The organism is Streptomyces clavuligerus, assembly GCF_005519465.1.
In the GTDB taxonomy this organism is placed as follows: domain Bacteria; phylum Actinomycetota; class Actinomycetes; order Streptomycetales; family Streptomycetaceae; genus Streptomyces; species Streptomyces clavuligerus.
The window spans coordinates 4,077,995-4,090,918 of record NZ_CP027858.1; the positions used below are offsets into that span (position 1 = coordinate 4,077,995).

The following is a 12,924-nucleotide window of genomic DNA, read 5'->3' on the forward strand; positions in this document are numbered from 1 at the left end:
CGGAACCGCTGTCCGAAAACGCTGCACGCCCGCCGGAATCGCCGGAGCCTCCGGAGCCTCCGGAGCCTCCGCAACCGGGAGCCCCGGAGACGGGGACCGGGAGCGGGAGCGGCGTTCGGGCGGCGGACCGTGGGAAAGGGGACGCGCCGATGTCCCAGCCGCCCAGCCCGCCGCCGCAGGGAGGCTTCGGCGCTCCGCAGGACCCGCGCCAGTGGTCCCCGCAGGACCGGCCGGAGCCTCCGTACCAGGAGCCCCCTCACCAGGAGGACCGGCAGGGGTCCTTCCCGCACGATCCGCCGGAGTTCCGGCCCGGCCCGCCCCAGGACCCGCGTTCCGCCGCGCCCCCGCCGGGGCCGTTCCTCCAGGAGCCCGTGCCCGGGACGGGGCACCTTCCGCCCGTACACCCGCAGACGCCCGCGCCCGCGCCGGGTCCCGCGTACCCGCAGGCGCCCGTACCCCCGCCCGGCACCCCGTACGGGCAGTCCCCCTACGGGCAGCCCCCGTACGGCGGGCAGCAGCCGTACGGGCAGCCGGGCCCCGGCCCGCAGGGCCCCTACGGCCCCGTCCCCACCGGCGTGGTCGCGTACGGCGGCGCCCCGCAGCAGCCGTACCCCTGCACCCCCGCCCCGCCCGCCCCGGACACCACCGGCGGCCACCGGCGGAAGGGCCTCCGCGGCAGGCCCGGCGCGGTTCTCGCGGCGGGCCTCGCCGTGCTGCTCCTGGTCGGCGGCGGCGGGTATCTCGCCCTCTCCGGGGACAAGGAGACAGCGCCGGAACAGAGGGAGAGCCAGGCGGAGGAGCAGCAGGAACAGCAGGAGCAGGAGGGGAAGGAAGAGACGGAAGAGAAGGAAGAGAAGGGGGAGAACGGGGAACGGGCGGGCGGCTCCGGGCGGAGCGCGGACGACGCCCTCAACGCGGGCCGCGAGGACGGCGAGGCGAAAGTCTCGTTCGTGACGAAGAACGACGTCGACCTGCCCCGCAACGGCGTCGACGCCTTCGGCCCCTGGACCGCGGGCGACACCGTCGTCCGCGCGGTGCACCGGCAGATCACCGGCTACTCCACCGCCGACGGCCGCAAGAAGTGGACCCTCCCCGTCGGCACCGACATCTGCTCCGCCACGTTCAACGCGTCCGCCGACGGCAAGGTCGTCATCGGCGTCAAGGACGGCACCGGGGAGCGGGCCAAGTGCCTCGATCTGCGGATGGTCGACATCCGCACCGGCACCGTGGGCTGGAAGAAGACCCTCCGCACCGGCTCCGGCTTCCGGTCCCTCACCGAGTTCACGCTCACCATCAGCGGTGACACCCTCGGCGCCGCCGGGCTCGGCAACTCCTTCGGCCTCTCGCTGCGCGACGGCCGCCCGCTCTTCGAGGGCCCCGCCACCGGCTGCAAGCCGTTCGCCTTCGCGGGCGGGCCCCGGCTGCTCGCCGCCGTGAGCTGCCCCACCAAGGACTGGAAGAAGCCCAGACAGCAGCTCCAGGAGCTGGACGCGGCCACCGGCCGGGTGAAGTGGACCTACAGCGCGCCCGAGGGCTGGGAGGTCGAGAAGGTCTTCTCCGCCGATCCGGTCGTCGTCTCGCTCAAGCAGAGCCGGGAGAAGAAGTGGGGTGTCGTCGCCCTCACGGACCGGGGCACCGAACGCTCCCGGATCCAGGGCGGGAAGGACCGGTTCCAGCCACGTTGCGGCGGCAATTTCGTGGTGCTCGGTGAGCATCTGGAGGGCTGCGCCGGCGTCGCGGCCGACGACGACGCCTTCTACATCGCCACCCAGCCCGAACGCCCCGGCGGCGCCAACGAGGTCGTCGCCTTCGACCTCGACAGCGGGCGCGAGACATGGCGCACCCCGTCGGGCGGCGGGAGCACCCTGCTGCCGCTGCGCATGGAGGGCACGGACGTCCTCGCCTACCGCGAGCCCACCTACGACCGGGGCGGCGCCCTGACGGTCATCCCGCCCGGCGGCGGCGCGCCCCGCACCCTGCTGCGGCTCCAGGCCGCCACCGCGCGGACCGAGTCCTCTCTCTACTCGCCGCGGCTGGTGTACGGGGGCGGCACCCTCTTCATCGCCAGTGGCCGGGTCAGTGCCCGTGACGACGCGGAGGAACTCCGGACCCCGACCATGATGGCCTTCACCCGGTGACCCGGGCCGGGGCCCGGTGACCGCGCCGGGCCCGGCCGTCCCGTCCCGCCGCAGCCGCCGAACCCCCGAGGTACGCACGCCATGACACAGCCCCCGCCGCCGGGCGCCCCTCAGTCCCCGGGTTTCGGGCCGCCGCAGCCGCCTCCGCCGGGCGGTTTCGGCGCCCCGCAGCCGCAGCCGGGACCCCCCTGGCCGGGGTACGCGTACCAGCCGCCCGCACCGCCGCCCCTCCCCCCGCAGCCGCCGCCCTCCGGCGGTGACGGGCGCGGGACCCGTGCGCTGATCGTCGTCGCCGCCCTCGCCGCCATGGCGCTGATCGTCGGCGGCGGTGTGTGGTACTCCCACAGCCGGGACGACGACGGGGGCGCCGCCGCGGCGGCGGACCGGGGCGGCGGCGGTCGGGGCGGGGAGGAAGCAGGCCGGGAGGAAGCGGGCCGGGAGAAGGTGCCCGAGCGGGTCGGGTCCCGGGTGGCCTTCCGGCTCCCCGAGCCCCCCGTCGAGGACATCACCGACGTCGGCGGCGCCTGGACCACCGAGCAGCTCTTCGTCAAGCCCGGCATCCGCTCCGTCGTCGGCCACCGCGCGAAGGACGGCACCGCCGCCTGGACGCTGGACCTCCCCGGCCAGATCTGCGCCGCGTCCCGCCACCAGTCGGCGGACGGCGGGGCCGCGTTCCTCTTCGAGCCCGCCCGGCGCACGGCCCCCCGTCACTTCCAGCCCTGCACCGAGGTCGGCGTCGTCGATCTGGGCACCGGCGCACTGCGCTGGCGGACCTCCGTCACCAGCGCCACCGGCGGCGATCAGAAGGTCTCGTTCAGCGAGGTCACCCAGAGCGGACGGACCGTCGCCGCGGGCGGTGTCACCGGCGGTGCCGCCTTCGACCTGGGCAGCGGCAGGGTGCGGTGGAAGCCCACGGTCGGCTCCGACGGCTGCCGCGACCGCGGCTACGGCGGCGGCCCCGCCCTGGTCGCCGTCCGCCAGTGCGGCACCCCGGACCGGCCCCGGCTGACCGTGCAGCGCCTCGACCCCCTGAGCGGTCGGCCCGTCTTCTCGTACCGCCTCCCCGAGGCCACCGACAGCGCGAACATCGTCTCCGCCGATCCGCTGGTGATCGCCGCCGACGTGGGCGACACCGCCGGGGCGGGGGGCTTCTCGGACCTGTTCTCGGTCGACGCGAAAGGACGTCAGCTCGCCCGGATTCCCGCCACCGGCGACGCCTTCGCGACGGACTGCGCCAGTACCGAGGCCGAGAGCTGCCGGCTGATCGCCGTCGGCAACGGCCGGGTCTATCTGCCGACCTCCGAACGGGAGGGGGCGTCCGGCTTCCGCAACACCAACGACCTGGTCTCGTACGACCTCCGCACGGGCAGGCCCACCCCCGGCCGGCTGGCGGCGGGCGGCTCCCACATGATCTACCCGCTGCGGATGGACGGCGGCGACGTCATCGCCTACCGCACCCCGTCGCACGACTCCGGCGGCCAGGTGGTCAGCGTCGACGGCGCGGGCTTCGAGCAGACCGTGCTGATGAGCAACCCGGACGAGGAGCGGACCCGTCGGGCGGAGAGCGGTTTTCCGGTCTCCTCCGACGACATCGTCTACGACCGGGGACGGCTCTATCTGAGCGCCACCCTGATGAGCCCGTCGTCCACGGAGGACGGGCAACTGATTCTGGCCTTCACGACCGCCGACTGATTTTCTCGCTACGGTCGCACCCCAGGCCCGGTATATCGGTACTCCGGTGTACTGGGCCAGGGTCAAGACCGATCGGCGCCATGTGTCGGTCACAGGTCATGTGTTGGTCATGGTGTGGTCATAACCATCCCCGTGCGGCGTCTGATTCCGCACGATGGGGGACTTCTGTTGGGTTGTGGCCGCGCACAGTCGAACAAGCGTGTAGCTTGCCGGGTCAGGCCCGGGAGCCGGGGCTGCGGGGGAGTGGGGGTTTGCTCGATGGGCGTGCGGCTCATGGTGGTCGACGATCACCGACTGCTCGCGGAGGCGCTCGCGTCGGCCTTGAAGCTGCGCGGGCACCGGGTGCTCGCGGCGGCGGCACCGGCGGCGGGCGCCGCTGACCTGGTGGTCAGCAGGGCGCCTGAGGTCTGTCTGCTGGGGACGGCGGGGCCGGCCGAGCCGGGTGCCTTTGATCCGGTGGTGAAGATCAAACGGGAGCGGCCCCAGGTGGCCGTCGTGGTCCTGGGACCCGTGCCCAGCCCCCGGGGGATCGCGGCGGCGTTCGCCGCGGGAGCCTCCGGCTATGTCCGCCACGACGAGCGGATCGAGGGCGTGGAACGGGCCATGATGAAGGCCCGCGCGGGTGAGGCGGTCGTCGCCCCCGCCCTGCTCCAGGGCGCCTTCGCGGAGCTGCTGAACCCGGTGGCCCAGCCCGACGACGAGGGGCAGCGGCTGCTGCGGCTGCTCACCCCGAGGGAGATCGAGGTCCTGGTCCGGGTCGCGGAGGGCGAGGACACCCGGCTGATCGCGGCGGGCATGGGGATCGCCCCCAGCACCGCCCGTACGCATGTGCAGCGGGTGCTGATGAAGCTGGGCGTGGGCTCCCGGCTGGAGGCGGCGGCGCTCGCCGCGCGCACGGGGCTGCTCGACCGGGCCACCACGGCCACCGCCCCCATCGCCCCGGTCTCCCGCCTCCACGAGCGCTGAGCCCGGCCGGGCCGGGCCGGGGCGGGGCCCGGCGGAGCCGAGCCCTGGTGGAGCCGAGCCCCGGCCGAGCCGGGTGGTCCTGCGGACCGGTTCCTTCCCACCCCCGCGCGGCGCGCGCGTCATCGGTCGTCTTCCGACCGGACTATGAGTAGATGTGCAGGGGTTCGTCATGAACTCACGCTTCCTGGCGGCCCATTGACTGCACTGTTGGCTCATGGTTTGTTGTGTGCGGTTATGTTGGGAACGGTGAGGGAGTCTCCGTGAAGAAGACGTCGACCCGGCTCGCCGACGGTCGTGAACTGCTCTACTACGACTCCCGCGACGACGCCGTCCGCGACAGCGTCGACCGCAGACCGCTCACCCCCGTCACCAGCCGTACCGAGATCCGCCGCGATCCGCTGCTCGGGGACGCGGTCTCCATCGCCGCCCACCGCCAGGACCGCACCTATCAGCCGCCCGCCGGTCAGTGCCCGCTCTGCCCCTCGCGCGGCGGCAGGCTCAGCGAGATCCCGGCCGAGGACTACGACGTCGTCGTCTTCGAGAACCGCTTCCCCTCCCTCTCCGGGGAGCTGGGCCGCTGCGAGGTGGTCTGCTTCACCTCCGACCACGACGCCTCCTTCGCCGACCTCGGCGAGGAGCAGACCGCGCTGGTCCTCGCCGCGTGGACCGACCGCACCGCCGAACTCGCCGCGCTCCCCCAGGTCGAACAGGTCTTCTGCTTCGAGAACCGGGGCGTCGAGATCGGCGTCACCCTCGGCCATCCGCACGGCCAGATCTACGCGTACCCCTTCGTCACCCCGCGCACCCGGCAGATGCTGACCTCGGCCGCCGCCCACCGGCGCGGCACCGGCCGCAATCTCTTCGACGACATCGTGGAACGGGAGGGCGCCGAGGGCGAACGGGTGGTGCTCGCCACCGCCCACTGGCTCGCCTTCGTCCCGTACGCCGCGCACTGGCCGTACGAGATCCACCTCTACCCCCGGCGCCGCGTCCCCGACCTGCGCGCATTGGACGACGCGGCCCGCGCCGAGTTCCCCGGGGTCTATCTGGAGCTGCTGCGCCGCTTCGACCGGGTTTTCGGCGACGGCCAGCCCCCGACCCCGTACATCTCGGCCTGGCACCAGGCCCCGTTCCACCCGGAGGGACGCGCCGACTTCGCCCTCCATCTGGAGCTCTTCACCATCCGCCGCACTCCCGGAAAGCTGAAGTTCCTCGCGGGTTCGGAGTCGGGAATGAGTGTGTTCATCAATGACGTCCTGCCGGAGACGGCGGCACGGCGGTTGCGAGAGGCGGCGAGCGTATGAACAAGTACCTGGTGACGGGCGGGGCGGGCTATGTGGGCGGCGTGGTGGCGCTGCGGCTGCTGGCGGCCGGGCACCGGGTCACCGTCCTCGACAATCTCTCCACCGGCTTCCGGGAGGGCGTCCCCGAGGGCGCCGAATTCATCGAGGGCGACATCCGGGACGCGGCCAAGTGGCTCGACCCCTCCTATGACGCGGTGCTGCACTTCGCCGCGTTCTCCCAGGTCGGGGAGTCGGTGGCGCACCCCGAGAAGTACTGGGAGAACAACGTCGGCGGCACCATGGCGCTGCTGTCCGCGATGCGCTCCGCGCGGGTGCGCACCCTGGTCTTCTCCTCGACGGCGGCGACCTACGGCGAGCCGGTGCGCACCCCCATCGCCGAGTCCGACCCCACCGCCCCCACCAATCCGTACGGCGCCTCCAAGCTCGCCGTCGACCACATGATCGGCGGCGAGGCCGCCGCCCACGGCCTCGCGGCGGTCTCCCTGCGCTACTTCAACGTCGCGGGCGCCCACCGGGGCCAGGGCGAGCGCCATGACCCCGAGACCCATCTGATCCCGCTCCTCCTGGACGTGGCCCTCGGCCGCCGGGAGTCGATCGCCGTGTACGGGGACGACTATCCGACGCCCGACGGGACCTGCGTCCGGGACTACATCCATGTCGCCGACCTCGCCGACGCGCATCTCCTCGCGCTGGGCGCGGCGCGTCCGGGCGAGCATCTGATCTGCAACCTCGGCAACGGGAACGGCTTCTCGGTGCGCGAGGTCGTCGACACCGTGCGCCGGGTCACCGGGCACCCCGTGCCCGAGACGGCCGCCCCGCGCCGGGCGGGCGACCCGGCGGTCCTGGTGGCCTCGTCCGAGACCGCCGGGGAACGGCTCGGCTGGAGCCCCGCGCGGCCCGGTCTCACCGGGATCGTCGCGGACGCCTGGGAGTTCGCCCGGGCCCGGCACGCGTGAACGCGGGGGTGTGGCAGGCCCCGGGCCGGGTCAATCTGATCGGTGAGCACACCGACTACAACGACGGCCTGGTGGCGCCCTTCGCCCTGCCGCTCACGGTCGTCGCCGAGGGACGGCGCCGCGAGGACGGGGTGCTCAGCCTCGGCTCCGACGGCGCGGAGCCCGGCCGCCGCACCGTCGATCTGCGGGTCGACGACCTCGCCCCCGGGCACGGCCCGCGCGGCTGGACCGACTATCCCGCGGGGGTGCTCTGGGCGCTGCGGGAGGCAGGACACCGGATCGGCGGCGCACAACTGCGCTTCACCTCCACCCTGCCGCAGGGCGCGGGGCTCTCCTCGTCCGCCGCGCTCGGCGTCGTCACCGCCCTGGCGCTGAGCGAGCTGTACGGCCTCGACCCGGCGCCGGACCTGCCGGAGCTGGCCCGGATCGCCCGCAGGGCCGAGAACGCGTACGCCGGGGCGCCCACCGGGATCATGGACCAGATGGCCTCCGCCTGCTGTACGGAGGGCCATGTCCTGGCCCTGGACACCCGGGACCTGTCGCTGCGGCAGATCCCGTTCGACCCGGCCGCGCACGGGCTCGCGCTGCTGCTCGTCGACACCCGGGTGACCCACGCCCACAGCACCGGCGCGTACGGCAGACGGCGCGCGGGGTGCGAGGCGGCGGCAGCCGCGCTCGGGGTCCCGGCCCTGCGGGACGTGGGGCCCGATGAGCTGCCCGCGGCCCTGGCCCGGCTCGCCGACCCGGAGCAGCGCCGTCTGGTCCGGCATGTGGTGACGGAGAACCACCGGGTGGAACGGGTGACGTCCGCGCTGCTCACCGGGGATGTCCACGCGGTCGGGCCGGTGCTCACCGAGGGGCATGTCTCGCTCCGTGACGACTTCCGGGTCTCCTGCCCGGAGCTGGACCTCGTGGTGTCCGCGGCGCTGGCCGCCGGGGCGCTGGGCGCGCGGATGACCGGAGGCGGTTTCGGGGGCTCGGCGATCGTGCTCACCCGCGCGGCGGCGGCGGGCGCGGTGGCGGCCGCGGTGCGGCGGGCGTTTGCGGAGGCGAGCCTTACCGAACCTGTCGTCAGGGCGGCGGACCCGGCCGGCGGGGCCCGCCGGATCTCCTGACCGGGCCCGCTTTTCCAGGCGTGCGACCGGTCGAACGCCATGGGTTCACCTTCCGGGGTAAAACTTACGGCACATCTTGCACAGCGCAGGTAATCAGTTCTGCAAATAGCCTTCCCCTGCCGTTCCCCCGCCGTACTCTGATGTTCAGCACCGGTGGGGGCCGGTGTGTATCAGGGGGCGAGATCAGTCGGGTACGACGCCCGGGGCGGGGTAGCAGTGTGCGCGGCGGCGGCCGTGCGCGTTCTCCCCGTTCCCCCGGGCGCCGTGCCCGCGTCATCCGTCCTCCGAGCCTGGGGGTGTCTGTGATCCGTATTCGGGTCCTGGTGGTGGACGACCACCGAATCTTCGCCGAGTCCCTGGCCGCCGCTCTCGCGGCCGAGCCCGATGTCGAAGTGGCGGCGGCCGGGAGCGGCCCGGCGGCGTTGCGCTGTCTGGAAAGAGCCCTCGCCGACGGGCGGGGCTTCGATGTGATGCTCGTCGACGCCGATCTCGGCGCGGGCGGGGGACGGCCGCAGGCCGTGCGCGCGCCCGTCGCCCGCGCGGTCCCCGACGACGGGGACGAGGGGCTGGTGGACGGGATCACCCTGGTCGCCGGGGTCCGTTCGGTCCATCCCGCCGTCCGTACGGTCGTCCTCGCCGAGAAGGACGACCCGCGCCGGGCCGCGCTCGCGCTCCAGGCGGGGGCGTGCGGCTGGGTCGCCAAGGACTGCTCGTTGCAGCGGCTGCTCGCGGTGATCCGGGGGGTGCTGCGGGATGAGACCCATCTGCCGCCCGCGCTGCTCACCGGGGTGCTGCGGGAGCTGACCGCCGCCCGCAAGCACCGCACCGAGAGCGAGCGGCTGGTCGAGTCGCTGACCCCGCGCGAGCGGGAGGTGCTGCGGTGCATGGTGGCGGGGCTGGGGCGCAAGGCGGTCGCCGAGCGGCTCTTCCTCTCCCCGCACACGGTCCGCACCCATATGCAGAACGTGCTGGGCAAGCTGGGGGTGCACTCGACGCTCGCGGCGGTGGCGCTGGCCCGGCGGGCGGGCGTGGGCCCGGTGGACCTAGCCGGGGATGTTGTCGAACGGGGCGGTCAGCTCGCGTAGCAGCGCGGCCAGCTCGGCCCGCTGGGCGTGGGAGAGCCGGGAGAGGATGGCGCGCTCCTGGTCGAGCAGCCCGGCCAGGGCCTGGTCCGCGCGGTCCCGGCCCTCGGCGGTCAGGCGCACCAGCACCCCGCGCCGGTCGCTGGGGTCGGGCAGCCGCTCGACCAGGCCCTTCTTGGCGAGCCTGTCGATGCGGTTGGTCATGGTGCCCGAGGTGACCAGGGTCTGGGTGAGGAGCTGGCCGGGGGAGAGCTGATACGGGTCCCCCGCGCGGCGCAGCGAGGTCAGGACGTCGAACTCCCACGGTTCGAGCTGGTGCTCGGAGAACGCGAGCCTGCGGGCCCGGTCGAGGTGGCGGGCGAGCCGTGAGACGCGGCTCAGCACCTCCAGCGGTTCCACGTCGAGGTCGGGGCGCTCCCGGCGCCATGCCGCGACCAGTCGATCGACCTCGTCCTCCATGACGATCAGTGTAGTTGGTCTGTCGATGTGAAGTCTCTTGACGTCAAGATAGTTTCGGGCGCAGGATGGGATCACCGGGGCGGGAGGGGTCTTTCGACCGACTTCTCCCCTCGCGGCCTGCTGTTCCTTTGCGTTCTTTTTCCGCCCTGCTCCTCGTCGCCCCGCCGCTCTCCCCGGCGATTTCTTCAGATACGCGAGGTCTGTACGTCATGACATCCGCCGCTCCCACCTGGGACCCCGGGCTCTATCTGCGTCACGCGGGCCACCGCACCCGCCCCTTCCTCGACCTGCTCGCCCGGATTCCCGAGCCGGGGCGCCCCGGCCCCGGCGGCGGGGGCGGGGGGACGCGCGCCCCGCTGCGGATCGCCGACATCGGCTGCGGCGCGGGCAATGTCACCGCCCTGCTCGCCGAGCGCTGGCCCGACGCCCTGATCACCGGTTTCGACAACTCCCCCGAGATGGTCGAACACGCCCGCACCGCGCACGGCGGCCCCACGGCGGGCGGTGGACGGCTGGACTTCACCGAGGGCGACGCCCATGACTGGCTCCCCGAGGGCGGCTACGACCTGATCGTCTCCAACGCCGTCCTGCACTGGGTGCCCGGCCACCGCGCGCTCCTCGGCCGCTGGGCCGAGGCGCTGAACCCCGGCGGCGTCCTCGCCTTCCAGGTGCCCGCGAACTTCGCCGCCCCCAGCCACACCCTGGTCGCCGGACTCGTCGCCGAACCCCGCTGGCGGGACCGGCTCGGCGAGCACGGCGTCATCGCCTCCGTCCATGAACCCGCCGAGTATCTGACCCGGCTGGTGGGGCTGGGGCTCGACCCGGACGTCTGGGAGACCACCTACCTCCAGCTCCTCACCGGCGAGGACCCGGTACTCGACTGGATCAAGGGCACGGTGCTGCGCCCCCTCCTCACCGAACTGGCCGACGACCCCGCCGCGACCGACGCCTTCCTCACCGAACTGGCCGGCCGTCTGCGCACCGCCTACCCACCGGGCCCGGCGGGGACGGTCCTGCCCTTCCGCCGCGTCTTCGCCGTCGCGAGGGCCTGACCTGACTGCCCGCACCCCGGGGCGAGTGAGCCGAAGGGGGTACGCCTCCGCCTCTCTCCCGGGCCGGGCGATGGCCCGCACCCCGCCCCCGAGCCGGGCGTTTGCCCTGCCCCTGCGGCGCGTGAATCGAAGGGGTGCCGCGGGTGCCGAATGCGGAGAGCGCCCGCCTGTCTGTTGGGCCGGGCGTTTGCCCGCACCCCGCCCCCGAGCCGGGCGTTTGCCTTGACCCTGCGGCGAGTGAGCCGAAGGGGCGCACCTCCGCCTCTCTCCCGGGCCGGGCGATGGCCCGCACCCCGCCCCCGAGCCGGGCGTTTGCCTCGACCCTGCGGCGAGTGAGCCGAAGGGGCGCGTGGCTGCCGAAAGTGGAGAGCGCGCGGAGCCCGTGAGGAACGAGCGGGCGAGCACGGTCGACCGTCGGCAGACGCTTCAGCGCTCCGGAGGCGAACCGAGCCACAAAAAAAGGGGGCCCCTAATTCTTGCGGTGGCCTATCAGGCGGGGCTTCGGTTCCAGGCCGTCCAGGCCGTGCCAGGCCAGGTTCACCAGGTGCGCGGCGACCTCGGCCTTCTTCGGGCGGCGGGCGTCCAGCCACCACTGGCCGGTGAGCGCGACCATCCCGACCAGCGCCTGCGCGTACAGCGGCGCCAGCTTGGGATCGAAGCCCCGGTTCTTGAACTCCATCCCCAGGATGTCTTCCACCTGTGTGGCGATATCGCTGATCAGCGAGGCGAACGTGCCCGTCGACTGGGCCACCGGCGAATCCCGCACCAGGATGCGGAAGCCGTCCGTGTACCGCTCGATGTAGTCGAGCAGCGCGAACGCCGCCTGTTCGAGCAGTTCCCTGGGGTGCCCGGCGGTCAGCGCGCCCGTCACCATGTCGAGGAGCTGGCGCATCTCACGGTCGACGACGACCGCGTACAGCCCTTCCTTGCCGCCGAAGTGCTCGTACACCACCGGCTTGGACACCCCCGCCTTCGCGGCGATCTCCTCCACCGAGGTGCCCTCGAACCCCTTGTCGGCGAAGAGGGTGCGGCCGATGTCCAGCAACTGTTCACGGCGTTCCGCACCGGTCATCCGCACCCGGCGCGCCCGCCGTCCCGACCGGTTCTTCTCGGTGCCATTGCTGTTGCCGTCCGTCGCCACGCCCTCCATCATGCCGTGTCGGGCGCTGTGGTACTGCGCCGGGCGTCGATGCGTGCCGCGCTCGGCCACCGCACGTCGTATGCCCACCCCAGCCGCTCGAACCAGCGGATCAGCCGGGCGCTGGAGTCGAGCTGCCCCCGGAGCACCCCGTGCCGGGCGCTCGTCGGGTCCGCGTGGTGCAGGTTGTGCCAGGACTCCCCGCAGGACAGCACCGCCAGCCACCACACATTCCCCGAGCGGTCCCGGGAGCGGAACGGACGGCGGCCCACCGCGTGACAGATCGAATTGATCGACCAGGTCACATGGTGCAGCAGCGCGACCCGCACCAGGGAGCCCCAGAAGAACGCGGTGGCGGCGCCCTGCCACGTCCCCGTCACTGCCCATCCGGCCAGCGGCGGGATCGCCAGCGACAGCACCGTCCACCAGACGAAGTCCCGGGAGATCCGCCGCAGCGCCGGGTCCTTGATCAGATCCGGCGCGTACTTGTGCTGCGAGGTCCGCTCCGAGTCGAACATCCAGCCGATATGGGCCCACCAGAGCCCCTTCAGCAGCGCCGGGACGCTCTCCCCGTACCGCCACGGGGAGTGCGGATCACCCTCCTCGTCGGAGAAGCGGTGGTGCTTGCGGTGGTCGGCCACCCAGCGCACCAACGGCCCCTCGACCGCCAGTGAACCCGCCACCGCCAGCGCGATCCGCAGCGGGCGGCGCGCCTTGAAGGCGCCATGGGTGAAGTACCGGTGGAAGCCGATCGTGATCCCGTGGCAGCCCAGGAAGTACATCCCCACGAGCAGCCCCAGATCCAGCCAGCTCACGCCCCAGCCCCAGGCCAGCGGCACCGAGGCCGCCAGCGCGAGAAACGGCACCACGATGAAGAACAGCAGTGCGAGCTGCTCGATCGACCCCTTCTTGTCGCCGCCGAGCGTCGCGGACGGAAGGCCGTCGACCGCCGCGCCGACCGGGTCCGCGGCGTCGACCACATCCGGGCTGGTTGTCATGGTGAGCGTCCCTCGCGTCCCTGG

11 protein-coding genes are annotated in these 12,924 nt (G+C 73.3%); 8 read left to right on the plus strand and 3 right to left on the minus strand.

Annotation, left to right across the window (positions count from 1 at the left end; genetic code table 11):
- Window positions 1-149 precede the first annotated feature (149 nt).
- The 7 genes from CRV15_RS17170 to CRV15_RS17200 all read left to right on the plus strand — a co-directional run bounded on the left by CRV15_RS17170 (window position 150) and on the right by CRV15_RS17200 (window position 9,256).
- The gene (locus tag CRV15_RS17170) at window positions 150-2,138 is read left to right on the plus strand and encodes an outer membrane protein assembly factor BamB family protein (protein WP_003960759.1); all 1,989 of its coding nucleotides are present in this window, start codon (window positions 150-152) and stop codon (window positions 2,136-2,138) included.
- A gap of 81 nt (window positions 2,139-2,219) precedes the next feature.
- Window positions 2,220-3,830: an outer membrane protein assembly factor BamB family protein gene (locus CRV15_RS17175; RefSeq protein ID WP_003960758.1), complete on the plus strand. Its 1,611-nt coding sequence runs from the start codon at window positions 2,220-2,222 to the stop codon at window positions 3,828-3,830.
- A gap of 258 nt (window positions 3,831-4,088) precedes the next feature.
- Window positions 4,089-4,796, plus strand: a complete 708-nt coding sequence (locus CRV15_RS17180) for a response regulator transcription factor (RefSeq protein ID WP_009996424.1) — start codon at window positions 4,089-4,091, stop codon at window positions 4,794-4,796.
- Between the two features lie 260 nt (window positions 4,797-5,056).
- Complete coding sequence (gene galT, locus CRV15_RS17185) at window positions 5,057-6,100, plus strand: galactose-1-phosphate uridylyltransferase (protein WP_003960756.1); 1,044 nt, start codon at window positions 5,057-5,059, stop codon at window positions 6,098-6,100.
- On the plus strand, window positions 6,097-7,056 hold the full coding sequence (gene galE, locus CRV15_RS17190; protein ID WP_003960755.1) for a UDP-glucose 4-epimerase GalE: 960 nt from the start codon (window positions 6,097-6,099) through the stop codon (window positions 7,054-7,056). The genes galT and galE overlap by 4 nt, the downstream gene beginning before the upstream one ends.
- Entirely contained in the window at window positions 7,053-8,171 is a 1,119-nt protein-coding gene (galK, locus tag CRV15_RS17195) for a galactokinase (RefSeq protein WP_003960754.1), read from the plus strand. Before galE ends, galK begins: the two co-directional genes overlap by 4 nt.
- 302 nt (window positions 8,172-8,473) lie before the next feature.
- Entirely contained in the window at window positions 8,474-9,256 is a 783-nt protein-coding gene (locus CRV15_RS17200; protein WP_009996421.1) for a LuxR C-terminal-related transcriptional regulator, read from the plus strand.
- On the opposite strand, the gene CRV15_RS17205 is transcribed toward CRV15_RS17200, so the two are convergent.
- Window positions 9,215-9,712, minus strand: a complete 498-nt coding sequence (locus CRV15_RS17205) for a MarR family winged helix-turn-helix transcriptional regulator (RefSeq protein WP_003953756.1) — start codon at window positions 9,710-9,712, stop codon at window positions 9,215-9,217. The genes CRV15_RS17200 and CRV15_RS17205 overlap by 42 nt on opposite strands.
- Window positions 9,713-9,921: 209 nt before the next feature.
- On the opposite strand from CRV15_RS17205, the gene CRV15_RS17210 reads away from it, so the two are divergent.
- Window positions 9,922-10,764 carry a methyltransferase domain-containing protein gene (locus CRV15_RS17210; RefSeq protein WP_003960752.1) on the plus strand — a complete coding sequence of 281 codons (843 nt, stop codon included), beginning with the start codon at window positions 9,922-9,924 and terminating at the stop codon, window positions 10,762-10,764.
- A gap of 469 nt (window positions 10,765-11,233) precedes the next feature.
- On the opposite strand, the gene CRV15_RS17215 is transcribed toward CRV15_RS17210, so the two are convergent.
- Together CRV15_RS17215 and CRV15_RS17220 are read right to left on the minus strand one after the other, a co-directional pair.
- Window positions 11,234-11,914 (minus strand): TetR/AcrR family transcriptional regulator, encoded by a 681-nt coding sequence (locus tag CRV15_RS17215; protein ID WP_003953754.1) that lies wholly within the window; start codon window positions 11,912-11,914, stop codon window positions 11,234-11,236.
- Complete coding sequence (locus CRV15_RS17220; RefSeq protein WP_003953753.1) at window positions 11,914-12,900, minus strand: acyl-CoA desaturase; 987 nt, start codon at window positions 12,898-12,900, stop codon at window positions 11,914-11,916. The genes CRV15_RS17215 and CRV15_RS17220 overlap by 1 nt, the downstream gene beginning before the upstream one ends.
- Window positions 12,901-12,924: the final 24 nt, after the last annotated feature.